Origin of the sequence: Pantoea sp. PNA 14-12 (assembly GCF_004364735.1) — a bacterium.
In the GTDB taxonomy this organism is placed as follows: domain Bacteria; phylum Pseudomonadota; class Gammaproteobacteria; order Enterobacterales; family Enterobacteriaceae; genus Pantoea; species Pantoea stewartii.
The window spans coordinates 279097-303811 of sequence record NZ_SOAJ01000002.1 but is presented as its reverse complement, the minus strand read 5'-3'; the positions used below and the strand labels follow the sequence as shown (position 1 = coordinate 303811).

Below are 24715 nucleotides of genomic sequence, written 5' to 3'. Positions count from 1 at the left end.
AGTAACTATTATTAAGTAAGGGATTATCAATTTGTGCTTTATTTTTTATCACTCTGTGCGGCTAATTAGTTCCGTAATATTCATATCCTGAAATAAATTTTACAGTTAAAGAAACACTTTCTGAAATTTCGTATCATTTTAGCGATGGATTATTACGCTTGTTGAAATAACAATGGGCCTTCAACCGATTTATCATCGGTCAGCAGTGGCAAATATAAAAGGCACATAACAGAGGGTAATAAAATGAAGCGTCACATTCTCTCCCTGGCGATCCCTGCTTTACTCGCAGCGGCAGGATCGGCAAATGCGGCTGAAATCTATAATAAAGACGGCAATAAATTAGATTTATTTGGCAAGGTAGACGGCCTGCACTATTTCTCGGACAACGACAGTAGCAATGGCGATCAGTCGTATGTGCGTTTTGGCTTCAAGGGTGAAACCCAGGTTACCGATCAACTGAGCGGCTACGGCCAGTGGGAATACCAGGCCGCGCTCAACAATTCAGAAGCCCAGGGAACAGCTGACAGCTATACCCGTGTTGGCTTTGCCGGGTTAAAATTCGGCGATGCGGGCTCATTCGACTATGGCCGTAACTACGGTGTCGCTTACGACATTGGCGCGTGGACAGACGTGCTGCCTGAATTCGGTGGCGATACCTATGGCGCGGATAACTTTATGTTCCAGCGCGGTAACGGCATGGCAACCTACCGTAACAACGGCTTCTTCGGACTGGTCGATGGCTGGAACTTTGCGGTTCAGTATCAAGGCAAGAACGATAACCCTACTGAAACGTCAGGCGGTCGTGATGTGTTGGGTGAGAACGGCGACGGCTGGGGCCTGAGCACCACGTACGATCTGGGATCGGGCTTCGGCATCGGTGCCGCGACCTTCCAGTCCGATCGTACTAATAACCAAAATGGCAATGCGCCAGGCATTCTGGGACGCGGTGATAAAGCTGCAGCCTATACCGGTGGCCTGAAATACGACGCCAACAATATTTACCTGGCCGCGATGTACACGCGCGCCTATAACGCCATCAGCTTTGGCGACAGCACCAGCGGCAACCAGGCGAACACCGCTTACGGATACGCCGATAAAGCCGACAACTGGGAACTGGTGGCGCAGTACCAGTTTGATTTCGGTCTGCGTCCGTCTCTGGCGTACATCAACTCACGCGGTACTGATGTCCAGAACTGGGGCAAACAAAATCTGAAGAAATACGTCGACGTAGGGGCGACTTACTACTTCAACAAAAACATGTCGACCTATGTTGATTATAAAATCAACCTGCTGGACGATAATGACTTTACCAAAGCGGCCGGTATCAATACCGACGATGTGGTGGGCGTAGGACTGGTTTACCAGTTCTGATAAAAGCAGGGAGCGCTATGCGCTCCCTGCGTTATTCCTCACCCACCGAGGCTGGCGGATGGTTTTCGTCTGACGGCACAAGAACGTTGCCGTATCTCGCCCCTTCAAACGCCACACCTGACAAGGTAAACGCGGCGTAACTCAACCAGCGTTGTAACGCCGTCATTCCGATTTCTGGCTTTTCCATCCTCTCTCTCCCGGCAACGCAGATAGCATTACACGTGCAGGATTCATGCCAGTCCGACCGCTCTCATAGCCACGGACATCTCGCCCGTTTTGCTACAATGGCCGGCGATTCAGGGGAAGAGAATGACCTTTGATGGTGCAGACGTGATCAACGACGGCGCAGATAAGTCGTAACCATGTGGCGGTGACGGCGTTGTTGCCAGGTTTTATAACTGCCAATAACGAACAGGCCCAGCGCAACGGCAAGGATTATATAAATCATCTGTTGCTCCTTATGCTTACGCCCTCAGTATTGAGGAGAACGATCCAGTCTGTGCGACTCACTCAGCTTTATCAACCAGTTTTAATTTAATTTACTTAATGTTTATGCTTTGAAACAGGCATAAAACGCCCGTTATGGATGAATAATGATGAGAAGTAAGATTAATCTGCTGTTAGTGGCGGCGGTCCTGCTGGTAGCAGGATGTGATCATCCCGCATCAAAAACCAAAGACGGAATGGTGCTGGAAGGGAAAACGATGGGAACGGTGTGGCGGGTGAGCCTGGCGGGCGTGGATGAAACGCGTAAAGCCGATCTGCAGCAGCGCATTCAGCAACAACTGGATGCCGACGATGCCGAACTTTCAACCTGGAAGGCTACCTCCGTGCTCTCTCGCTTTAATCAGAGCCGCGCCACCACGCCGCAGCCGGTGAGTGAAAACATGGCTGATATTGTGACGATGGCTTTACGTATCGGTAAAAAAACAGCAGGCGCCATGGATATTACGGTGGGACCGCTGGTGAATTTATGGGGGTTTGGGCCGGATAAACAGCCCGTGCATATTCCCGATGATCAACAGATTGCTGCGGCCAGAGCGTTGACCGGCTTACAGCATTTGCGCGTCATACAGGGCAGCAACGGACAATGGCTGCAGAAAGATCTGCCAGGCTTGTATGTCGACCTCTCCACTATGGGCGAAGGATTTGCCACCGATCATCTGGCTCGCCTGATGGAGCAGGAAGGCATCAATAACTATCTGGTGTCGGTCGGGGGAGCCGTTTTATCCCGCGGAATGAACGCGCAGAACCAGCCGTGGCGGGTTGCGATTCAAAAACCGACCGACAGAGAAAATGCGGTTCAGGCCAGAGTCGATCTGCAGGGCCATGGGATCAGTACGTCGGGGAGCTATCGCAACTATTATGAACTGGACGGCAAACGCCTCTCCCACATTATTGATCCGGCCACAGGCCGGCCTGTCGATCACAAGCTGGTTTCGGCAACCGTGATTGCCACGACCGCGATGGAAGCCGACGGCTGGGATACCGGGCTTATGGTGCTAGGCACAGAAAAAGCCAAAGCGCTGGCTCTGAAAGAGAAGCTGGCGGTGTACCTGATTACGAAGGAAGGGGACAAATTTGTGAGCTGGATGTCGCCACAATTTACCGCTTTCATTATTCCATCTGACTGACAGAGAGAAACGCATGCTGGATCTGTTTAGTGACGCTTCACCCTGGCAGGAACCGCTGGCGGACGGCGCCGTGATATTGCGGCGACGTGCCCGCGATCAGGCCGACGCACTGTATGAGGCGATCATGACGATTGCGAAGAGCAATCCGTTTGAACACCGTATTACGCCGGGAGGACACCGCATGTCCGTCGCCATGACCAACTGTGGTGATTTTGGCTGGTCCACGGATGCGCGCGGCTACCGTTACAGTGAGCAGGACAGCACACATCAACGCCAGTGGCCTGCGATGCCGGAGACGTTCCGGCTACTGGCCCGTCAGGCGGCAGAAGAGGCGGGCTTTCCGGCGTTTAATCCGGATGCCTGCCTGATCAACCGCTATGAACCTGGGGCAAAACTGACTTTGCATCAGGATAAAGACGAGAAAGATCTGCGTCAGCCGATCGTTTCTGTGTCGCTGGGGTTGCCTGCTGTATTTCAGTTTGGTGGCTTTGAACGCAGCGATCAGGCGCAGCGGGTGCTACTTGAACACGGCGATGTGGTGGTCTGGGGCGGCCCGTCTCGCCTGCGTTACCATGGAATATTGCCGCTGAAAGCCGGTATTCATCCGCTGACTGGCGCGTTCCGCTATAACCTGACATTTCGCCGGGCGTTTTAACGTGCGCAAGTTAGTGCGAATAACTATTGCTATCATTTGCCATCACTTTACACTGCAGGCTCACTGGATTGCCGGGTAAGGTTTTATGGCGTTGTTACAGGTTGTTTTTAATCAGTATCGCTGGCCGTTTATTGGTGTGATTTTGCTCACCCTGCTGAGTGCGGCATTGGGATTAGGCATGATTGCGTTTATTAACGGCCAGATGATTGTTGCGGTGAATACCTCGCTAAGCGTGTTGCCGGCTTTTCTGGCTCAGGTCGCGCTGCTGATGGCGGTGACCCTAGCCTCACAGCTGTCGCTGACCTGGCTGGGGCATCAGTTTGTCTGGCGGCTGCGCGGCGAATTTATCAAACGTATTCTGGATACACGCGTGGAGCGCATCGAGCAAACAGGCAGTGCGCAACTGCTGGCAGGATTAACCAGCGATATCCGGGCCATTACCCTTGCGTTTGTGCGTCTGCCGGAGCTGATTCAGGGCATCATTATCACGCTGGGTTCAACGCTCTATCTTGCCTGGCTGTCGCCGAAAATGTTGCTGGTGACCAGCGGCTGGCTGGCTGTGACGTTGGTGGGCGGCTGGATGCTGGTTTCCCGGGTTTATCAGCACATGGCGAAACTGCGTGAAGTTGAAGACAACCTTTACCGTGACTACCAGACGGTGATTGAAGGACGTAAAGAGCTGCAGCTTAACCGCGCGCGTGCCCGACTGATTTATGACACGGTTTATCAGCAGGATGCCCGCGCTTACCGGCACCACATTGTGCGCGCCGATACTTTCCACCTCAGTGCCGTCAACTGGTCCAATATCATGACGCTGGGTGCCATCGGCATGGTCTTTTTCATGGCAAACAGTCTGGGCTGGGCGAATACGGCTGTCGCAGCAACGTTTTCCCTAACGCTGCTGTTTCTGCGCACGCCGCTGCTGTCGGCGGTAGGGGCCTTGCCGACATTGCTCAGCGCGCAGGTGGCCTTTCGCAAACTCGCGCTGTTTGAACTTGCACCTTATCAACCTGATTTTCCTGTCCCCGCAGCAACAACTCCGTGGCAAACGCTTGAGTTGCGCGACGTCACCTTTCATTACGGTGAAAACGGGTTTCGGGTGGGGCCGGTAAACCTGACGCTTCGTCGTGGCGAACTGGTGTTTTTGATTGGCGGTAACGGCAGCGGTAAGTCGACGCTGGCGATGCTGCTGACAGGTCTGTATCAGCCCCAGTCCGGTTGTCTGGTGATCGACGGTCAGCCGGTCGATGCTGGCGACCGGGATGCCTGGCGGCAGCATTTTTCAGCCGTCTTTACCGATGTGCACCTGTTTGATCGCCTGATTGACAGTCAGGGCGAACCGGCTTCGCCTGCCCGCGTCCAGCTATGGCTTGAAAAGCTAAAAATGCAGGACAAGCTGAAGATTGAGGGGAATAAGATACTTAATCTGCAACTGTCGAAGGGGCAGAGCAAAAGACTGGCGTTACTGTTGGCGGTGGCGGAACAACGCGACGTCTTGCTGCTGGATGAGTGGGCCGCCGATCAGGACCCGCATTTCCGCCGGGTGTTTTACCGCGAACTGCTGCCTGCGTTGCAGGCGGCGGGCAAGACCGTCTTTGCAATCAGCCATGATGATCACTACTTCATTCATGCCGATCGTCTGCTGGAGATGCGCGATGGCAGGCTGTATGAGTTAACCGACAGTGAGCGCGAGCGGGCCACGCAGGATGCGATAAAGCTTACCGATACCGGCTTGTAGACGCGTGGCAGCCGTTGCCGGCGCATCGACGATTAACGGAAATAAGACAAAAGACAAAGCCGCTCAAATCAGCGGCTTTTCAATGTTGGGTTGGCGTTTTCAGCTTCCACTCAGGCCTGGCAGTGCCAGAGCCAACAACGGTGGGTTGGTCGCTTGAGATAATCAATCATTGGGTGGGATGGCAAAGTTTTTCAGTGACACGACAAAGTGGTGTTGGCCTTTACTGATGCGCGCACCGCGATCGCACCACTGACTTGCCAGACGGAAGAAATCGTCACAACCGATGTCGTATGCCAGCTCCACCTTACTGATGCCTGAATGCAGTAAGTCTTCTGCATCCTTCAGGTTCTTAGCTTTGATGACCATATCTGTATCCTCGATTTCAGGAAGAAACAGAATAAGTTATTTTTATTACAAAATTGTTTCAATTTCATGAATGGCTGTCATATTTGCCCGTTTTGTGAAGCCACAAACACTTTGCATGTCACGTTAACCCAATGACTTTTTTCCTGAATCTCCCTTTCAGGCCTTTTTCTGGCAAGCCAGAGGGAAACCGCCTCAGCATTGCCCGACTGACTATCCGCTCACTGCCATGCTATCTGTTCTGCGTTTTCCGCTTTCACGGTTGGGGTTCACTTTCTGCTGCTTGCCGGACAGGCCCCTGCGACAGAAAACTGAGATCGCTGCCGGACGGGCGCTGATAAATACGTAATGAAAAAACATTAGCGATGGCATAGATATATTCAAAGATTGCCGATTGCGTATTTTCATAGTCCACCCAGAGTACGGAGGAGGTAAAGCAGTAGATCTCAATCGGTAACCCTTCGGCTGACGGTTTCAGCGATCTCACCACGATATACATGTCTTTGTGGATATCCTCCCGCTGTGTCAGCCAGGCAGTAAGATAGTGACGAAAGACCATCAGGTTAGTCATGCCGTTTTCAACAAACCAACGGTCACCGACCGCGCTCAGTTCCCGACCATCCATTAGCTTTGACAGTTGTTCGCTGATGCCGCGGACCTGGACCATCGGCTCCAGCATGGCATGATCTACAAAGCGTATTGACGTTTGATCAAGGTAGAAACTCCGCATAATGCGTCGTGCCCCGGAGGAAAACATTGCCTGCCAGTTGGTGTACGTTTCGGTCAGAAAGGTTTTTGTGGGCACACGCGAAAGTGTATTGTCCCAGTTACGAATGGTGATGGTGTGCAGCGCGATATCAATGACCTCGCCACTGATATTATTCGCGGGCAGCTCAATCCAGTCGCCAAGCTGTAGCACGTCATTCGATGAGAGCTGAATATTCGCCACCAGTGATAACAAGGTGTGCTGAAAGACCAGCATCAGAACCGCTGCCACGGCACCCAGACTGGAGATGATAATGGCTGGAGACTTATTCGACATAATGGCCAGGATCATTATCGCAGAGATAATGTGGACCAGAATCTTACCGACCTGAATATAGCCCTTGATTGAATGATTTTTACGTTTTGATTTTTTGACATAGGAGATGTTCACAATCTCCAGTACTTCATTAAAAAACAGCGACAGATAAACCATAAATAAAATGCCGCAAATGGTTTTTATGGCGATTAACAGGTGCTCGGGCAGGTCCGGCATAAACTGCAACAGGAAGTAGACCGTGATGACCGGAATAAAATTGGATAGTTTTTCAGACAATCTGACATCTTTATCCAGCGGCACCTGATTCTTGTGACTGCTGAAGAACACTTTACGCACCACTCTGACCACAAAAAATTTGCATATCAGATGGGCTACCAGGCCCGCGACAATCAACACCAGGAGGTTAACAGCAATAGAAAGGGCGGGTTTATTCTCGATAAAGTGTTGTATGTCGTTAAAATAATTCATGTTAATCGTAAGCCTGGAAATGTTGCTGGTATTCAACCACAAACCTGTTGATGGCGATAAGCGTAGCGTGCGCCTGCTTTTCGCGCGACCGCGGTTAAATAAATTGTTGTTTGTGCCTGAACCTAAGCCGCGCGGCGACAGCCAGGAGGTGATGACCCTGCTGTTGTTGACGTGCGCGGCTATCTGTTTCAGCGTGGGTCGTTAACCGCGATATTTTGTCAATGCATCGCATTGTCTCATGAAGGTGAGTGCGGGTAATGCGCGGAGGTCTCCATCGCAGCAAATCGCATTGCAGATAAAGCCAGGGGAGAGACGAATCAGAGAAGGAATAATATCGTCGGCGTTTTTCTCCTTTGCACAGGGAAGGTGATTAGCGTCAGGTTTTATACTTGCAGAAAATTAAATTTTTGATGGTGACTGACGCGTATTAACCAGGCTGCTGTCGGTTTTATCCCAGGCGAGATGATGGCTGAATATATGCCCATATACGCTGAATACATGGAATATATGGTTATTATTTTGCTTATGAGAGCGTTATCGTAGGTTAAAAATACCTCTAAAACATATGCTTATCGCCACCTCTTTTCAGGAAGGTGGAAAATGAAAACGCACATAACGTCAACCATTCATGCCGATTACGCTATTCAGTCAGACCGCTCGGGTCGTGTAGGCTTTATTGAGAAGGCCGGATTTGGGGCCGGTGATGCAGCCTGTAATATGCTGTTCAACCCGATAACCCTGTTCCTGTCATTTTTTTATACGGATATATTTGGTCTGGCACCGGGCGTGGTGGCGACCATCTTTCTTGTTGTCCGTTTTGCAGATGCGATTTTTGATCCTTTTTATGGCGCCTGGATTGATAAAACCACCACACGCTGGGGGCGCTTTCGTCCGTGGATCATTGGCTTCGCCGTACCGTTTGCGATGAGTTGTATGGTGATGTTTTACACGCCCGATTTGCAGGGCAATGCAAAGATCCTGTATGCGTTTATTACCTATCTGATTTTGTCACTGCTGTATTCCGGTGTGAATATTCCGTACTGCTCGCTAGGTGGTGTTATCACCACCAATGCGCAGGAGCGGGTGTCCTGTCAGCAGTTTCGTTTTATGGGCGCTGGCTTTGCCAGCTTATTCTGTACTCTGACATTGTTGCCGATGGTGGCTTTCTTCGGTAACGGCAACCGGCAAATGGGCTTCTTTTGGGTCATTACGATTTTTGCCGTGATTTCCCTGTTCCTGTTTGTCTTTTGCGTGGCTACGACACGGGAGCGCGTGATCCCCAAAAGCAACGCCGGGGATTCCATCTTTAACATTATCCGGCAAATCATGAAAAACGATCAGTGGGTCGTCTGTGTCTTTGCCATGTTCCTGGATTGTATTCCGTCGTTTGTGCGCGGGGCCGCGTGTATTTATTTTGCCAAATACGTGATGGGGCTAAACGATTATTATGCCACGCTATTTCTGAGCACCGGGATTGTCGCCGGGATTCTGGGTTCCTATATCACACCGTATTTCACCAACCGCTGGTGCAAAGTCACCGTTTACCAGGTATGCAAAGCTATCGCGCTGATGATGTCTGTCGGGTTCTTTTTTCTGCCCGCGCAGAGTGTGCTGGTGGTCTTTGTCTGGTTCTTTGTTCTGTCAGTGATTCATCAGATTGGCGCGCCCATTCTGTGGTCGTTTATTGGCGATGTGGATGACTATGGCGACTGGAAAACGGGTAAACGTCTGTCCGGCATCTGTGCCTCCGGTAACCTGTTTTCACTCAAAATTGCGCTGGCCGTCAGTGGCGCGATGGTGGGGGCCGTGCTGTCGGTTACCGGTTATCAGGCCAATGTCGCCATTCAAAAAGCTAGCGCGATTGCGGGCATTTATACGCTGATGGTCTGGATTCCGGTCGTGGGTTATCTGCTTTCTGTGTGGCTGGTCCGCACGCGCTACATACTGACCACGGCCAAAATGAAAACCATCGAAGACGACCTGTTATCGACGCATCCTGAGTGAGCCTCTGCGCGTTCGCCACAGAGAAGACAGAAGGGGAGAAAATGATTAAGTACTTTTTTCAAAAACAAAACTACATCGGCCAGGTCAATGACGCGCTGTACGGTTCTTTTGTGGAACATCTTGGACGTGCGGTCTACAGCGGTATTTATGAACCCGGTCATGTCACGGCGGATCGGCACGGTTTTCGTCAGGATGTGGGGGCCCTGGTGCAGGATCTGGGGATTAACACCGTACGCTATCCTGGCGGCAACTTTGTCTCTGGTTACAACTGGCGAGACGGTATTGGGCCGCAAGCTGAGCGTCCGGTGCGGCTGGATTACGCATGGCTTACCAAAGAGAGCAATCAGTTTGGCATTGATGAGTTCGCGACCTGGTGTGAAAGCTATGGGCTGACGCCCATGATTGCCGTAAATCTTGGCACCGGCACGCCGCAGGAGGCCGGTTACTTTATTGAGTACTGTAATGTGGCATCGGGGACCGCGCTGAGCGACTTGCGTATCCAGCATGGTCGGGCAGCGCCGTACAATTTTAAACTCTGGTGCCTGGGTAACGAGATGGACGGTGACTGGCAAACCGGGCAACTGAGTGCAGAAGATTACGTGAAAAAAGCCCGAGAAACGGCAAAAATCATGCGCTGGGTCGATCAGGATATCAGGCTGGTCGCCTGTGGCAGTTCAAACTCGTTACAGGCCAGTTATCCGGAATGGGATCGCATCGTTCTGGAAGGGCTTTATCATCAGATCGATTACCTTTCCTGCCACCACTATTTTGAAAACAGCACCGGCAATCCGCAGGACTTCCTGGCGTCTTTCCAGCGAATGGATGATTTTATTCATACCATCACGGCCACAGCCGACTATGTGAAAGCCAAACTGCGTAGCGATAAAAAAATGATGCTGTCGTTTGATGAATGGAATATCTGGTCCATTGAAGGCGAGCCCTGGCAGGATTACTTTACCGATCCCGCTAATCGCTATCAGGAAGCACCGCCGTTACTTGAACAGTCTTACACCTTCCTTGACGCGCTGACGTTTGGCGGGCTGATGTGCTCGTTACTCAATCACTGTGACCGCGTAAAAATGGCTTCTCTGGCCCAGTTAGTTAATGTGATTGCCCCCATCTTTACCCGTCCGGGAGGGGAGGCCATTCGCCAGACAATCTACTGGCCTTTCCAGATGGTGAGCCATTGCGGGCGAGGGCATGCCTTACGCTATTTTGCCAATGTTCCCACCCTGAATACGGTGCACGGCGAAACCCGGCAGATACAGAGCGCGGCGGTGTACAACGAAGAGAAACAGCAAATTGCCTTCTTCGCGCTCAATATGCACGCGCATGAGGCAGCGGATGTGGCCTTTATGCTCGATGACTTTGGTGAAGGGACGATAGCCGAACACAGCATACTGGCAGGTCATGCGCTGGACGCAAAAAACACTTTTGCTCAGCCCGACAACGTGGTGCCAACGTCACGCACGCTCACTGAGGCTGAACGTCGTCAGATGCAGGTGACGTTGCCGCCGCTGAGCTGGAACCGGGTGCTGATTGATCTGCGGGGTTGAATACAGGTCGGGCCGGCCAGGTTGGCGGGCCCGGAGACAGACATAAAAAAACCAACCGTAAAGGTTGGTTTTTTCGGGATAATTTGGTCGGCACGAGAGGATTTGAACCTCCGACCCCTGACACCCCATGACAGTGCGCTACCAGGCTGCGCTACGTGCCGAACTTTGGAGAGCTAGTCTACTGATTATCAGCACGAATGCAAGCGTTCCAACGCCTAACTGCCTTATTATTAATCAGTTAGCGATAAAACGCTTCTCTTCTGTGAGCACCTGCAACAACAGCGCCAGCTCGGGTTTATGATCCTTCAACGTATTGCCGTCTGCGTCGTAGGCGCGATAGCTACCGTTATTGTTGAGCACCAGCGTGACTTTCGGCGTGGTGATGACCAGCTTATTGTCTTCGCTACTGGTCACCCAGTCATGACGGCGCTGTGCCGCAAACAGATCTTCACCCTGCGCATAATTCACCGGATTCGTTCGCACATGCAGCAAGCGCTGCATCAGCGTCACCATCACGTCCTGATGATCGGAAAGGCGCGTCACCGTCTGTGCGGGCGTGTCCGGCCAGTGAATCACCAGCGGCACCTGCAGGTTTTGGCGATTTCCCTCGTTATCCGGATCGCCCTCCAGCGCGATACCGTGCTGTGCGGTAATCACGACCACGGTGTTTTTCAGCAAATCACGCTGCTGTAGCGTGGTGAGGATCGCCTGAATCTGTTCATTTAGTGCCGGTGCCTGGCGCAGATAGCTGCGCTGGCGGGTTTTGTCATTGTTGCCGCTGATATCCGGTCCGTTCAGGGCCAGCCAGGAGAACCATGGCGTGCCGTCAACTTTTTGCGTGCTCAGCCAGTTTTGCCATTGCGATACGGTGCTGGCATTGGGCTGATCGCCGCTGGCAGGCAGCGAGTAATCTGACAACAGCGCCTGACGGTACAACGGCTGGTTGAAGCCGTCAGAAGAGAACAAACCAAACTGATAGCCCTGCGTGCTCAGCGCCGTCAGCAGGGCAGAAGGCGTACGTTGCGCCAGCACGCCGTTCATATAGCTGGGTGAAATACCATAGAACAGGCCAAACAGCCCTCTTTCAGCGTTATCGCCTGCGCTGAAGTGCTGCGTGAAGCGCACGTTCTGACGGGCAAACGCGCCTAGCGCGGGCAGCGCCGTGTCGGTGTTGGCGCTGTTCAGGCCATCCACCGTGATCACTAACAGGTTATCGCGCGTACCTTTATCCGCAAAGGTGATATCGCTCAGCGGATACTGCACGGCCGCCGCTTCGGGATCGCCTTGCTGTACCAGGCGGCGTTGATATTCCTGCGCATCCAGTAAGCCGTGGCGCTCCAGGAAACGTCGCGCGGTCATTGGATAGGAGAGCGGCAGATTGGCGCGTTGCATAGTAATAGGGCGGTAGAAGTTGGCGTCCGCCCAGATATACATCAGGTGGCTGGCAAAGAAGGCGCAGATAAACAGGGCCGCCAGCGGTTTGCCAAAAGAGCGGCGGTTCAGGCTACGTAGCTTCTGCCAGCTCCAGGTGGCAAACAAAATTTCCACCAGAAAAATCAGCGGCACGCCGATAAACATCAACTGCCAGTCGCGCGCCATTTCACTTTGATCAGGATTGATCACCAGTTCCCATACCACCGGATTAAGGTGAAGATGGAAACGGTTAAATACCGCGCTGTCGACCATCAGCAGTGTCAGTCCTGCCGTGGCCACCACCGACGACAGGACCCGCATCAGACGTTGCGACATAACGACGAACGTCAGCGGAAAAATAATCAGTAAATAGGCGGCAAAGACAATAAAGCTGAAGTGGCCAATCCAACTGCTGTACGCATAGATACGTCCCGCCAGGGAGGCAGGCCAGTCGGCAACCAACAAATAGCGGCTACCCAAAATGAGCGCGAAAAAGATATTAAACAGAGCAAACCAGTGTCCCCAGCTAATCATCTGGGAGACTTTTTCGCGGTAGCGCTGTCGGTTGGTTACCATAGTTTTACGTCAGACCGGCAAATTAATGAGTACTGTCGTCTACCGACGCCTGTAGCGCATCAGCAAAAGAACGAGCCAGAGCGCGGCGTTGCGCAGGCGCAACATCGCTGTTAATCAGGTTGGTTACCATGTTCCCCAGAACCATCAGGGAGAGATCGGTGGGAGCCTGGTCTTTTTGCAAAACCTGCGCCATTTCCGCGAGGAGTTGTTCAACGCGTTGGTCGCTGTAACGGGATGATTGTGGCATAGCGAAAACTTATCTCGTCTCAAAAGGCGATATAGTACCGGAACAACGCACTTTTTTCCGCAAATTTATCGAAAGCATCCGGTCTGCGTTATGCAGAGAGTTGAAAGCTGCTGCTGGCGGTGTTTGAATACGCGCCTGTGCTACCAGGAGGAGTTTACCATGAGTCTGGATATCGACCAGATTGCCTTGCATCAGTTAATTAAACGTGATGAAAATCAGCTAGAGCTGGTGTTGCGTGATTCGTTACTGCCGGCCACCAGCACGGTCGAAGCAATGGCGGAAGAGTTGCACCGTGTTTACAGTGCGAAGAGTAAAGCTTACGGGCTGTTTAATGCGGAAAGTGAACTGGCCGAGGCGCTGCGTAACTGCCGCAAAGGACATGATGATTTCCTCGCCTTCAGCCGGGCGGCAACCGGACGCCTGCGTGATGAACTGGCAAAATATCCCTTTGCAGAAGGCGGCGTGGTGCTGTTTATTCAGTATCGTTACCTGGCGGTAGAGTATTTACTGGTGGCGGTATTGAACAGCCAGTCCAGTATGCGCGTCAACGAACAAATGGATATCAGTAGCACACACTATCTGGATATCAATCATGCGGATATCGTGGCACGTATCGATCTCACCGAATGGGAAACCAATCCGGAATCCACCCGTTACCTGACTTTTTTGCGCGGCCGGGTCGGGCGCAAAGTGGCCGATTTCTTTATGGATTTCCTGGGCGCGGAAGTCGGCCTGGATACCAAAGCACAAAACCGTGGCCTGTTACAGGCGGTAGATGATTACTGTGACGAGTCGAATCTGGATAAAAATGAGCGGCAAAATTATCGCCAGCAGGTTTACAGCTACTGTAATGAGCAACTTCAGGCAGGCGAAGAGATTGCGCTGAAGGCGCTGTCTGGCGAACTGCCACCGCTGGGGGATAAAACGTTTGAAGCCTTTACCCAGGAGCAGGGCTATGAACTGGAAGAACATTTCCCGGCCGACCGCAGCACCTTACGTCAGTTAACCAAATTTGCCGGGAGCGGCGGGGGGCTGACGCTAAATTTTGATGCCATGCTGCTTGGCGAGCGCATTTTCTGGGACCCGGTGACGGATACCCTGACCATCAAGGGCACGCCGCCCAACCTGCGCGAACAGCTACAGCGCCGTACCAGCAGTAAGTAATGGCGAGCCGGACACGGCGTTCCGGCTGACCGCAGACAAAATAAAAGGGCCGGTTTCGCAACCGGCCCTTCTACTTTCAACTCACCCGGCGATTAAGCGCGAACGAAGTCGATGTGGTGCAGTTTTGGCTTGAACGGGTGACGCTGAACAGCCTGCACTTTAACTTTGGTTTCTTTACCATCAACAACCAGCGTCAGAACTTCTTCGTAGAAGCCTGGCTTCGCTTGCAGGTTCATTACCTGGTCGTGGTCAAGGTCGATAGAAACAGCCGCTTCTGAACCACCATAGATGATGGCCGGGAAACGGTTTGCTGCGCGCAGGCGGCGGCTCGCACCCTTACCCTGCTCTTTACGTTCTACTGCATTGATAGTGAACATTAATACGTCTCTTTATAATTTCTGCTACAGGCGACCCAGTAACAGAAGGGTTATTCAACACCGCTGATGCACATGCAAAAGCGGGCGGCATTATAGCCGTAATCCCCCACCGGGGCAAACGCTAATACGACCTAGCGGAGTTCATTGGCCCGGCGGAAACGGCCCTGATAGTCAAACAGCTTCTCGCGAATCTGCCAGAAGCGGCCTTTGGCGCGCGCCACAACAAAATCGGGATGACGCAGCAGCGGCTGTAAGGCCAGCACATCGGCGGCGGTTTGCCAGCCCAGCGGCACGCCGGGTGCGCGCTGGTGCGGGCGCATAAAGAGCTGTTCGAAGGCCTTGCGCTGTGCAGGGGTTTGCAGGCGAAAGCGCTCGCTGACGCTGGTGCCGTCTTCATCGAAGTAGGTAGCGTTGAGCCATTCGCCTTTTTCATCGCGGCCCTGTTCCAGGGTCATGCCACCGCAGCGCAGAACCCGGGCATCTTTCAGTTTCAGGGCGGCTTTGAGCATATCGTCAGGATCGACCAGAATCTTGTCGCATTCGCGGCAGCGACGCGCGGCAATGTCGTTCTCTGCGTTGCACTCCGGGCAGTTTTTAAAGCGGAAACGGTAGTCGCACTGTTCACGCTCGCCCTCGTCGTCCTCTAAAACGCCCTGGCATCGCCGGCCGAAGTGCTCAATCACCATGCCATCGCTTGTGGCTTTGCCCCAGAAGGTGTTGGCGAAACCGCAGGCAGGGCAAAACACCTGCACGGGCTCATTGTCGCTTTTCCCTTTTGGCGTCCCCACTTCGGGCGTAAACAAATCGTGGGGATTACCGGCATAGTCCAGAATCAGGCAGTCCTTCTTGCCGGGAGACAAACGCAGACCACGCCCAACAATCTGTTGATACAGGCTGACCGATTCCGTGGGACGCAGGATGGCAATCAGGTCCACATGCGGCGCATCGAAGCCGGTCGTTAACACGGCGACGTTCACCAGAAATTTAAGCTGCTGGGCTTTAAAGGCGGCGATCAGGGCATCGCGGTCTTTGGCATGGGTTTCCGCCGAGACCAGCGCGCTGTTTTCCGGCAGCAGGCTCAGAATTTCCCGTGCGTGTTCGACCGTGGAAGCAAAAATCATCACGCCCTGGCGATCGTCGGCAAATTCCACAACCTGACGAATGATCTGTGGGGTAATACGCTGCTGCTGTTTAAGTTCCCGGTTCAGATCGGCTTCGCTAAACAGGCCATTCGCCTGCGCGGTCAGGCGGCTGAAATCATACTGCACCACCGGCATATCCAGCCGTTCAGGGGGCACCAGAAACTGGTGCTTAATCATATAGTGCAGGGGCAGTTCATAGATGCAGTCGCGGAACAGGGCTTTTTCGTCGCCACGCACCATTCCGTGATAATGAAAACGGTAGATCCAGCCCTTGCCCAGACGGAACGGTGTGGCCGTTAAGCCCAGTAAACGCAGGTTGGGATTGTGCTGACGCAGATGCGTAAAAATCTGTTGATACTGGCTCTCTTTGTCGTCACCAATGCGGTGACACTCATCCACGATCACCAGCGAAAAGGCGCTGTCAAACAGGCTGAGGTTTCGCGCAACGGACTGCACGCTGCCAAACACGACTTTTCGCTGACTCTCTTTACGCTGTAAGCCTGCCGCAAAGATATCAGCCTCCAGGCCGTAAGCCTGATACTTGCTGTGATTTTGCGCCACCAGCTCTTTGACATGCGCCAGCACCAGCACCCGGCCGCGGGCCAGGCGTGCCAGTTCCGCGATCACCAGGCTTTTTCCGGCCCCGGTGGGCAGCACTATCACGGCAGGTTCATGATGACGCCGGAAGTGGGCGACGGTGGCATCTACCGCTTCCTGTTGATAGGGACGTAAAGTAAAAGACATGCTGCTCACTTTTGGAAAACCTGCTGCAATTATGCCACGAATCGTCTATAAACGCGCTGTCAGAGAGACGCCGTTCAGGCTATACTTCCCAGACTTTTTCAACGGTTAATAACGCCGTTTTAGTTTCCCTCCGCAGTAACAGGCAAAACACATTCATGCGACTCGACAAATTCATTTCTCAGCAACTGGAAATCAGCCGTGCTATAGCCGGACGTGAAATCCGTGGTCAACGTGTCACCGTTAATGGTGAGGTGGTGCGCGATACCGCGTTCAAACTCCAGCCCGATCACGAGGTCGAGTATGACGGCAACGTGCTTCAGATGCAGACCGGGCCGCGCTATTTCATGCTGAATAAACCGCAGGGCTATGTCTGCTCCACGGACGATCCCGATCATCCTACCATCGTCTATTTCATCGAAGAACCGATGGCATTCAAACTGCACGCCGCAGGCCGGTTGGATATTGATACGACCGGATTAGTGCTGCTGACGGACGACGGACAGTGGTCGCACCGTATCACTTCACCGCGTCACCATTGTGAGAAAACCTACCGTGTGACGCTTGAAGCGCCGGTAAGCGACGATACCGCTGCGCAGTTCAGCGCAGGTGTACAACTGCATAACGAAAAGAGCCTGACCAAACCCGCACAGCTTGAGATCATCACACCGACGGAAGTCCTGCTGACGATCAGCGAAGGGCGCTATCACCAGGTCAAACGCATGTTCGCCGCCGTGGGGAATCGGGTGGTGGAGTTACACCGTGAGCGCATTGGCGCCATCGTCCTGGACGAGGACCTGGAACCGGGAGAATACCGCCCGTTAACAGAAGAAGAGATAGCCAGCATTGGCTTGCCTGACGAACTGAAACAGAAATAGCGAGAAAGCCGGTGCGCAAGGAAAAAAATTCGCCAATGGGGTTGGTGATCATTCTCGGCCTGTTAGCGATGTTGATGCCATTGTCGATAGATATGTATCTGCCTGCCATGCCACAAATTGCGCGTCAGTTTGCGGTATCCGCAGGCAGCGTACAGATGACGCTCAATCTTTATATTCTGGGGTTCGCCATTGGGCAGTTGATCTACGGTCCGCTGGCCGACAGCTATGGTCGCAAACCGGTGATAACGCTGGGCACCCTGATATTTGCCTGTGCGGCGGCAGCCTGCGCGCTTTCTCAGTCAATAGAACAGCTTATCGCGATGCGTTTTTTGCACGGCCTGTCCGCTGCGGCTGCCAGTGTCGTGATAAATGCCCTGATGCGCGACAGCTACTCGAAAGAGGAGTTTTCGCGCATGATGTCCTTCGTGATGTTAATCACCACCATTGCGCCGCTGCTGGCCCCCATTATCGGTGGCTGGCTGCTGTTGCTCTGGAGCTGGCACGCCATTTTCTGGACACTCTCGATAGCCGCGCTGATTACCACCGTTCTGGTCGCGACCCAGATTCGGGAAACGCTGAAGCCTGCGCAGCGCCAGCGTTTTCATCTGCGCACGACGCTAGGGAATTTTGTGGCTTTATTTCGCCATAAACGGGCGTTCAGCTATATGCTGTCGAGCGGGTTCTCCTTTGCGGGACTGTTTACCTTTCTCAATGCGGGCCCGTTTGTTTACATCGAGCTCAATCATATTTCGCCGCAAAGCTTTGGCTATTATTTTGGCCTGAATATCGTGTTTTTGTTCATCATGACCCTGATTAACAGCCGCGCGGTGCGCCGTTTTGGCCCTGTCACCCTGTTCCGTTTTGGGTTACTGGTGCAGTTTGCGATGGGCATCTGGTTGCTGGTGGTCAGCGCGTTTGATCTGGGGTTTTTGCCGCTGGTCTTCGGTATCGCCATGTTTATCGGCTGTGTGTCCATGGTGTCATCAAATGCCATGGCGGTAATTCTGGATGAATTTCCGCACATGGCCGGTACGGCGTCTTCACTGGCGGGCACGCTACGTTTCGGCGTAGGCGCACTGGCCGGTGCGCTGCTCTCCCTGTTCAGCTTTAACAGTGCCTGGCCTATGGTGGGCACCATTGCGCTCTGTGCAACGCTCTCCGTTGCGCTCTTTCTCTACGCGTCACGTCCGCATTCTGCCGCCCGCTAAGCAGGCGGCAGCCTTCGCTGTCGCCTGTCCTGACCTGCAAAGACAATAATGTTTCTTATTTGTGAAAAAAAATAGCAAATAAAGTAATCACATTGGGTCTAAAATGATTGTTAGTTATCATTAAACGCGGTACATATAGCCCAAAATGAGATTCAACTCGCAATTTGGCAGATAACGCGCATGACAGGTTCGGCGCGCGATGCTGATACCGTTGGTGGTGAATTGGCTGCATTCTCTGGAGATACTGATCACTATGTTGCAACTTTCGGTGGTGCATCGTTTACCCCAGCGGTTTCGCTGGTTGAGCGATCGTCATAGCGTGATTGAGACTGACGATACGGATTCAGAAGAGCACGATGTTATCGCGCTTCGTCTGATAAGCCATGATGGCGTGCCCGCCTGGGAGATTTTGCATGAACTGAAAGACATGCTGACCGCCATTCAGGTCGATGGCAAAATTGCCGAGTGCGAAGGGCAACCCTGTCTTTTTATCCGCCGTTGTGATGAAAGCGCCACTAACTGCTGTCTGAAAAACCAGGGCGTTGCGATTGCGGAGACCTTTATTGGTCGCTGAGCGCCACTGACCTGAGCAGCTCGCGAGTATAGGCTTGCTGTGGGGCGGCGAATAACGTTTCACAGTCACCTTGTTCCACCACCTCTCCCTGTCGCAGGACGATCAGCTGATGGCAGAGCGAGCGAACCACCTCCAGATCGTGGCTGATAAACACATAGCTGAGCTGACGTTGCTGTTGCAGCCCACGCAGCAGATCCAGAATCTGTTTTTGGACCGAGCGATCCAGCGATGATGTGGGTTCATCCAGCAACAGCAGTTCAGGCTCCAGAATCAGTGCGCGTGCAATAGCGATTCGCTGCCGCTGTCCGCCCGAAAACTCTGCCGGATAACGATGGCGGCTCTCCGTGTCCAGCCCGACTTCTGCCATCACCGCGATAACCCGCTCTTCCTGCTGTGCCGCACTCAACTGCGGAAAATGCACCGCCAGCCCTTCGGCGATAATTTGCAGGACGGTCATGCGTGGATTAAGCGCAGAGTCAGGATCCTGAAACACTACCTGAATACGGCGGCGAAGCGGCAACAGCTGTTTACGTGACAGTTGATGCAGCGGCTGATGATCAAACCAGACTTCGCCCTGAGCGGCTATCAGTCGCAGCAGGGCCAGCCCGGTGGTGCTTTTCCCCGAACCGGATTCGCCCACCAGCCCCAGGCTTTCCCCGCGTTTCAGGCGAAAACTGATCGAGTTGACGGCAATCTTTTCGCCCGTTTTACGCTTAAACAGCCCCTGATGCAGGGGGAAAGTGACGCGCAAATGCGCCACGTTCAGCATCACAGGAGATTCGGCCGCGAGCGGCACGGCGCGGCCTTCCGGATTGGCCGCAAGGAGTTGCTGAGTGTAAGCGTGCTGCGGCTGACGAAGCAAAACCGCGCTGCGGTTGTGCTCCACCACCTGACCGGCGCGCATGACGCTCACGTTATCCGCCAGTTGACGAACGATGTTCAGGTTATGCGTAATAAACAGCATCCCCATATTCAGTTCCTGTTGCAGTTCACGCAGCAGGGTAAGGATTTGCGCCTGTACCGTGACATCCAGTGCGGTCGTCGGTTCATCGGCAATCAACAGCTTCGGTTGGGTGAGCAGCGCCATGGCGATCATGACGCGCTGGCGTTCACCGCCGGAGAGCTGGTGCGGAAAATCATTGAGTCGCGAGGCGGGCTGGCGAATACCGACGCGATCCAGACAGCGAATAATCTCTGCCCGTGCCGCTTCCCGCCGCAGCCCGCGATGCAAAGACAGAACTTCGTACAGCTGTTTTTCGATGCTGTGCAGCGGATTGAGAGAAACCATGGGTTCCTGAAAAATCATCGCCATTTGGTTGCCACGCAGTCCGCGAAGGCGCTGCTCTGAAGCCGTTAACAGGTTCTCACCGGCGAACAGAATCTCTCCCTGCGGATAGACGACGGCGGCCTCATGCAGGAGCCGCATGACTGACAGGGCCGTGACGCTTTTACCCGAGCCGGATTCGCCTACCAGCGCCAGCGTTTCTCCCGCCTCAACGCACAGTGAAACATCCTTCACGACCTGATGCAGCTGTTTGCCCTGACGAAAGGCGATGGAAAGGTGATTAACGGCAAGCAGTGGCGCGTCCATTCAGACTCCTTTACTGGGATCGAAGGCGTCGCGTACGGCTTCACCAATGAAAATCAGCAGCGACAGCAGTATCGCCAGCGTAAAAAAGCCAGATAAACCCAGCCACGGTGCCTGCAAATTATTTTTTCCCTGCAGCAGCAGTTCACCCAGCGAAGGCGAACCGATGGGCAAGCCAAAACCCAGAAAATCGAGGGACGTCAGCGTGGTAATCGACCCGCACAGAATAAAAGGCAGAAAGGTCAGCGTAGCGACCATCGCATTCGGCAGCATATGCCGCAGCATGATGCGTGTGTCGTTGACGCCCAGCGCCTGCGCCGCGCGAATATAGTCAAAGTTGCGGGTACGCAAAAATTCGGCTCGGACCACGCTGACCAGGCTCATCCAGCCAAACAGCACGGTCACCAGCAGCAGCCACCAGAAGCTGGGCTGAACCACGCTGGACAGCAGAATCAGTAAAAACAGCGAAGGCATACCGGACCAGACTTCTGTAAGTCGTTGTCCTATCAGATCTGTTCTGCCGCCAAAGTAGCCCTGTATTGCGCCAATGACGATACCGATGACGCTGGAAAACAGCGTAAGCAGCAGACCGAACAGAAGCGAAATACGCAGACCGTACAGCAACCGCGCCAGCACGTCGCCACCGTTGGCGTCAGTACCCAGCCAGTTTTGTCGCGAGGGAGGTGAAGGGAAAGGCACCTGTGACGCAAAATTGAGGGTATTGGCTCCAAAGCGAATGGGTGCCCAGAGCGCCCAACCCGCTTTTTCCAGCCGCTGTTGCAGCCAGGGATCCTGATAATCGGCTGCCGTCGCAAAGTCGCCGCCGAAGTCAGTTTCGCTGTAGTTAAAAAACAGGGGCGCGTACCAGCGGTGCTGATAGTGCACCAGCAGCGGCTTGTCGTTGGCAACCAGCTCGGCACACAGGGAAAGAACAAAGATAAACAGAAAAATCCACAGCGACCAGTAGCCGCGTCGATGATGCCGGAAGCGCTGCCAGCGTTGCTGGTTTAAACGCGAAATCTGCATTATCGCCTCTCAAAATCGATACGAGGATCAACCAGCGTGTAGGTCAAATCACTCAGGATATTCATCAGCAACCCAATCAGGGTGAAAATATACAGGGTACCAAACATCACCGGATAATCCCGCTGGACGGTGGCATCAAATCCCAGCAGACCTAAACCATTCAGCGAGAACATCACCTCAATCAGGACCGAGCTGGTAAAAAACATACTGATAAAGGTGGCGGGGAAGCTGGCTATTACCAGCAGCATCGCATTGCGGAACACGTGGTGGTACAGGATACGGCGCTCGGAAACCCCCTTAGCCCGGGCGGTGACGACGTAATGTTTGCGAATCTCATCAAGAAACGCATTTTTGGTCAGCATGGTTAAAGTAGCAAAACCGCCAATGACCGTAGCCAGCACCGGAAGCGCAATATGCCAGAGATAATCCCCCACCTTGCCGTACCAGGGCAGGGTAGCAAACTGCGGCGAGGTCAGCCCGCGCAGGGGAAACCAGTCGAAATAGCTGCCGCCGGCAAACAGGACTATCAGCATAATACCGAACAGAAAAGCGGGCACCGAGTAGCCAATGATGATGAACGTGCTGCTCCAGATATCAAACGGGCTACCATTCCGCACGGCCTTTTTTATCCCTAACGGAATCGACACCAGATAGATAATCAGTGTGCTCCACAGGCCGAGGCTGATGGATACCGGTAAACTCTCTTTAATCAGTTGCAACACAGACGCACTGCGAAACAGGCTGTCACCAAAGTCAAAGCGCAGGTAGTTCCACAGCATCGAAAGATAGCGCTGCCCGATGGGTTTGTCGAAACCGTAACGCTTTTCAATTTCGGCGATCACTTCCGGGTCCAGACCACGTGCGCCGCGATACTGATTATCGCCAGGCGTTGAGCGGTTCAGGCTGGCCCGCGTTCCGCTGCTGTCAGCGCCGCCTGCGCCGGGCATGCCGCTGGTCTGGCCAAACTGAATGTTCGCCAGCGCCTGATCAACCGGACCGCCGGGCGCGATCTGCACAATGAAAAAGTTGAGTGTGATAATGGCCCACAAGGTCGGAATGATCAGTAACAGTCGGCGAAAAAAGTACATTGCCACAGGATGTCCTCAGCGTCGGTTAGCAGGCAGGCGGCCGGCTTTACTGACGTCATACCACCAGTTATCCAGTCCCGTACTGTAATCAGGTTTCCTCGCAGGATGGGAAAATTTATTCCAAAAGGCAAGGCGCTGGTCGGCGCTGTACCACATCGGGATCATGTACGCATTCCACAGCAAAATGCGGTCCAGCGCCTGCCCCAGTGGCAGCAAGGCGTCGGCATCACCCTGATGGTCGACAATCGCTTTAACGAAGTGATCAACGACGGGATCCTGAACCCTGGCGCTGTTCCACGAGGACTGAATATAGTCCGACTGCCAGCTAGCCTGCAGGTTACGTGAGGGCGTTGGCATCGCGAGATACACCGTGCTGACCATATCATAGTCGCCGCTGCGCAGGCGACGCAGATACTGAGAGCTGTCAATCTGACGCAGCGTTAAAGTGATCCCCAGGCGGGAAAGGTTATGCTGATAGGGAAGGGCCCATTCGCTGTTGGTGCCACCGGGCAACAGCAGCTCTGCCGTAAAGGGTTTTCCGTTCTTATCGTTCACCAGGCGTTGGTTTTTAACATGCCAGCCAGCCTGGTTCAGCAGGGACATGGCTTTAAGCAGGTTCGTGCGATCGTAACCGCTGCCATGGGTTGTCGGGGGTGCCCAGGCGTCGGTAAAGATGTCCGGCGGTAACTGCGCACGGAAAGGGGTGAGTAGCCGTTGCTGTGCGGCATCAGGTTGGCCCTGTGCAGCATAGTTTGTATTCTGGAAATAGCTGCTGGTACGTTTATAAGCATGATAGAACAGCGTTTTATTCATCCATTCAAAATCAAAGGCCAGCGCCATCGCCTGGCGTACCCGTCGATCCTGAAACAGGGGTTTTTGATTATTGAGCGCCAGCCAGCGCGTATCAATTGACGCGGTATTGGGCATAGATTCTTTCACAATCTGCTGATCGTCAAAGTGACGGCCACGGTACTGCGTTGCCCATTTTTTCGCGGACGTCTCTTCTCGCAGGTCGAAAGCGCCGGCCTTAAACGCCTCAAACGCCACGTTATCATCCAGGTAATAGTCGTAACGCATGACGTCAAAATTAAAGCGACCGCGGTTGACTGGCAAATCAGCTGCCCAGTAGTCCTTCACGCGACTGTACTCAATAAACTGGCCCAGCTTCCAGCGGCTGATGCGGTAAGGTCCGCTCGACAGAGGAGGCTGACTGAGCGGTTCGTTAAACTTTTTATTCTGCCAGAAGGTATGCGATATCACCGGCAGCGATAGTAAGCTCAGCATCAAATCTTTGTCGGGTGCCGGTAACGTAATACGCACCGTCAGACGGTTAACCGCCTCCATCGTCACGCCGCGATAATAGAGACGAAACTGGGGCACGCCTTCGGTCATGAATGTGTGAAACGTAAACGCGACATCCTCAGCGGTAATGGCAGAGCCATCGTGAAATCGCGCACGCGGGTTGAGGGTGATCTCTATCCAGCGAAAATCAGCGGGATGACGGGCGGATTCGGCAATCAGCGGATAGTAACTGCCGGGTTCATCATCCGACGTGGTAAATAAGCTGTCATACAGTGTGCCGGTGCCCGCCGCCGGATTGCCGCGCGATGCGTAGCGGTTGAAATTGTCGTAGGTGCCGGGCACAGCCTGAACCATTTTGCCGCCCTTCGGCGCGTCAGGGTTCACATAGTCGTAATGATGAAAGTCCACGGCATACTTCGGCGTGCCCAACTGAGCAAATGTGTAACTGACCTGAACCGAGCTGGCGTAAAGCGGGCTGGTCAACCAGCAGCACAGCAGCAAAACAACATAGCGGAACGGCATAAAGAGGGCGGTCTCCTGTACGTTTTGACACCGCAGCG

23 protein-coding genes and 1 tRNA gene are annotated in these 24715 nt (G+C 53.5%); 11 read left to right on the top strand and 13 right to left on the bottom strand.

Annotated elements, in window-relative coordinates:
- The first annotated feature begins 243 nt into the window (after nucleotides 1–243).
- On the top strand, nucleotides 244–1371 hold the full coding sequence (gene ompC, locus C7434_RS09070; protein ID WP_006119981.1) for a porin OmpC: 1128 nt from the start codon (nucleotides 244–246) through the stop codon (nucleotides 1369–1371).
- Nucleotides 1372–1402: 31 nt separating this feature from the next.
- Here the strand turns inward: ompC and C7434_RS21960 are convergent, their stop codons facing one another.
- Together C7434_RS21960 and C7434_RS09065 are read right to left on the bottom strand one after the other, a co-directional pair.
- The gene (locus C7434_RS21960) at nucleotides 1403–1558 is read right to left on the bottom strand and encodes a hypothetical protein (RefSeq protein WP_006119982.1); all 156 of its coding nucleotides are present in this window, start codon (nucleotides 1556–1558) and stop codon (nucleotides 1403–1405) included.
- Between the two features lie 147 nt (nucleotides 1559–1705).
- Nucleotides 1706–1819 carry a hypothetical protein gene (locus C7434_RS09065; protein ID WP_006119983.1) on the bottom strand — a complete coding sequence of 38 codons (114 nt, stop codon included), beginning with the start codon at nucleotides 1817–1819 and terminating at the stop codon, nucleotides 1706–1708.
- Nucleotides 1820–1964: 145 nt separating this feature from the next.
- On the opposite strand from C7434_RS09065, the gene apbE reads away from it, so the two are divergent.
- The 3 genes from apbE to C7434_RS09050 all read left to right on the top strand — a co-directional run bounded on the left by apbE (nucleotide 1965) and on the right by C7434_RS09050 (nucleotide 5398).
- Complete coding sequence (apbE, locus tag C7434_RS09060) at nucleotides 1965–3005, top strand: FAD:protein FMN transferase ApbE (protein ID WP_033740598.1); 1041 nt, start codon at nucleotides 1965–1967, stop codon at nucleotides 3003–3005.
- 13 nt (nucleotides 3006–3018) lie between these two features.
- Nucleotides 3019–3660, top strand: a complete 642-nt coding sequence (gene alkB / locus C7434_RS09055) for a DNA oxidative demethylase AlkB (RefSeq protein WP_039338180.1) — start codon at nucleotides 3019–3021, stop codon at nucleotides 3658–3660.
- Between the two features lie 85 nt (nucleotides 3661–3745).
- The gene (locus tag C7434_RS09050) at nucleotides 3746–5398 is read left to right on the top strand and encodes a multidrug ABC transporter permease/ATP-binding protein (RefSeq protein ID WP_133745376.1); all 1653 of its coding nucleotides are present in this window, start codon (nucleotides 3746–3748) and stop codon (nucleotides 5396–5398) included.
- 162 nt (nucleotides 5399–5560) lie between these two features.
- Here C7434_RS09050 and C7434_RS09045 read toward each other — a convergent pair whose 3' ends face one another.
- Both C7434_RS09045 and C7434_RS09040 read right to left on the bottom strand, forming a co-directional pair.
- The gene (locus C7434_RS09045) at nucleotides 5561–5764 is read right to left on the bottom strand and encodes a hypothetical protein (protein ID WP_006119987.1); all 204 of its coding nucleotides are present in this window, start codon (nucleotides 5762–5764) and stop codon (nucleotides 5561–5563) included.
- Between the two features lie 253 nt (nucleotides 5765–6017).
- Nucleotides 6018–7271, bottom strand: a complete 1254-nt coding sequence (locus C7434_RS09040) for a mechanosensitive ion channel domain-containing protein (protein ID WP_039338178.1) — start codon at nucleotides 7269–7271, stop codon at nucleotides 6018–6020.
- On the opposite strand from C7434_RS09040, the gene C7434_RS09035 reads away from it, so the two are divergent.
- The 3 genes from C7434_RS09035 (at nucleotide 7270) to C7434_RS09025 (ending at nucleotide 10831) form a co-directional block, all read left to right on the top strand.
- A complete protein-coding gene (locus C7434_RS09035) occupies nucleotides 7270–7476 on the top strand; it encodes a hypothetical protein (RefSeq protein WP_044242209.1) in 207 nt (68 codons plus the stop codon). The genes C7434_RS09040 and C7434_RS09035 overlap by 2 nt on opposite strands.
- A gap of 395 nt (nucleotides 7477–7871) precedes the next feature.
- On the top strand, nucleotides 7872–9275 hold the full coding sequence (locus tag C7434_RS09030; RefSeq protein ID WP_133745375.1) for an MFS transporter: 1404 nt from the start codon (nucleotides 7872–7874) through the stop codon (nucleotides 9273–9275).
- 41 nt (nucleotides 9276–9316) lie between these two features.
- Nucleotides 9317–10831, top strand: a complete 1515-nt coding sequence (locus C7434_RS09025; RefSeq protein ID WP_110268205.1) for an alpha-L-arabinofuranosidase C-terminal domain-containing protein — start codon at nucleotides 9317–9319, stop codon at nucleotides 10829–10831.
- An 84-nt stretch (nucleotides 10832–10915) separates the two neighbouring features.
- Here the strand turns inward: C7434_RS09025 and C7434_RS09020 are convergent.
- The 3 genes from C7434_RS09020 to C7434_RS09010 all read right to left on the bottom strand — a co-directional run bounded on the left by C7434_RS09020 (nucleotide 10916) and on the right by C7434_RS09010 (nucleotide 13067).
- Nucleotides 10916–10992: transfer RNA gene (locus tag C7434_RS09020), tRNA-Pro, on the bottom strand.
- A 73-nt stretch (nucleotides 10993–11065) separates the two neighbouring features.
- On the bottom strand, nucleotides 11066–12820 hold the full coding sequence (gene yejM, locus C7434_RS09015) for an LPS biosynthesis-modulating metalloenzyme YejM (RefSeq protein WP_058708435.1): 1755 nt from the start codon (nucleotides 12818–12820) through the stop codon (nucleotides 11066–11068).
- Between the two features lie 22 nt (nucleotides 12821–12842).
- On the bottom strand, nucleotides 12843–13067 hold the full coding sequence (locus tag C7434_RS09010) for a YejL family protein (protein ID WP_006119976.1): 225 nt from the start codon (nucleotides 13065–13067) through the stop codon (nucleotides 12843–12845).
- A 159-nt stretch (nucleotides 13068–13226) separates the two neighbouring features.
- Between C7434_RS09010 and yejK the strand changes: the two genes are divergently transcribed.
- On the top strand, nucleotides 13227–14231 hold the full coding sequence (gene yejK / locus C7434_RS09005; RefSeq protein WP_033740589.1) for a nucleoid-associated protein YejK: 1005 nt from the start codon (nucleotides 13227–13229) through the stop codon (nucleotides 14229–14231).
- 92 nt (nucleotides 14232–14323) lie between these two features.
- On the opposite strand, the gene rplY is transcribed toward yejK, so the two are convergent.
- Both rplY and C7434_RS08995 read right to left on the bottom strand, forming a co-directional pair.
- A complete protein-coding gene (rplY, locus tag C7434_RS09000) occupies nucleotides 14324–14608 on the bottom strand; it encodes a 50S ribosomal protein L25 (protein ID WP_006119974.1) in 285 nt (94 codons plus the stop codon).
- A 131-nt stretch (nucleotides 14609–14739) separates the two neighbouring features.
- Nucleotides 14740–16494 (bottom strand): DEAD/DEAH box helicase, encoded by a 1755-nt coding sequence (locus C7434_RS08995; protein WP_033740588.1) that lies wholly within the window; start codon nucleotides 16492–16494, stop codon nucleotides 14740–14742.
- Nucleotides 16495–16649: 155 nt separating this feature from the next.
- Between C7434_RS08995 and rsuA the strand changes: the two genes are divergently transcribed.
- The 3 genes from rsuA (at nucleotide 16650) to C7434_RS08980 (ending at nucleotide 19151) form a co-directional block, all read left to right on the top strand.
- On the top strand, nucleotides 16650–17369 hold the full coding sequence (rsuA, locus tag C7434_RS08990) for a 16S rRNA pseudouridine(516) synthase RsuA (protein ID WP_033740587.1): 720 nt from the start codon (nucleotides 16650–16652) through the stop codon (nucleotides 17367–17369).
- Nucleotides 17370–17380: 11 nt separating this feature from the next.
- Complete coding sequence (locus tag C7434_RS08985) at nucleotides 17381–18577, top strand: Bcr/CflA family multidrug efflux MFS transporter (protein WP_006119971.1); 1197 nt, start codon at nucleotides 17381–17383, stop codon at nucleotides 18575–18577.
- Nucleotides 18578–18830: 253 nt separating this feature from the next.
- Nucleotides 18831–19151, top strand: coding sequence for a hypothetical protein (locus tag C7434_RS08980; protein ID WP_033740957.1), 321 nt, complete (start codon nucleotides 18831–18833; stop codon nucleotides 19149–19151).
- Here the strand turns inward: C7434_RS08980 and yejF are convergent.
- Genes yejF through C7434_RS08960 form a run of 4 tightly spaced genes read right to left on the bottom strand, consistent with a single transcriptional unit; the run spans nucleotide 19138 to nucleotide 24677 of the window.
- Nucleotides 19138–20742: a microcin C ABC transporter ATP-binding protein YejF gene (yejF, locus tag C7434_RS08975; RefSeq protein WP_033740585.1), complete on the bottom strand. Its 1605-nt coding sequence runs from the start codon at nucleotides 20740–20742 to the stop codon at nucleotides 19138–19140. The two genes, C7434_RS08980 and yejF, sit on opposite strands and share 14 nt — an antisense overlap.
- Nucleotides 20743–21765 (bottom strand): microcin C ABC transporter permease, encoded by a 1023-nt coding sequence (locus C7434_RS08970; RefSeq protein WP_033740584.1) that lies wholly within the window; start codon nucleotides 21763–21765, stop codon nucleotides 20743–20745.
- Entirely contained in the window at nucleotides 21765–22859 is a 1095-nt protein-coding gene (locus tag C7434_RS08965) for a microcin C ABC transporter permease YejB (protein WP_033740582.1), read from the bottom strand. Before C7434_RS08965 ends, C7434_RS08970 begins: the two co-directional genes overlap by 1 nt.
- Nucleotides 22860–22868: 9 nt before the next feature.
- On the bottom strand, nucleotides 22869–24677 hold the full coding sequence (locus C7434_RS08960; RefSeq protein ID WP_133745374.1) for an extracellular solute-binding protein: 1809 nt from the start codon (nucleotides 24675–24677) through the stop codon (nucleotides 22869–22871).
- Between the last annotated feature and the right edge of the window lie 38 nt (nucleotides 24678–24715).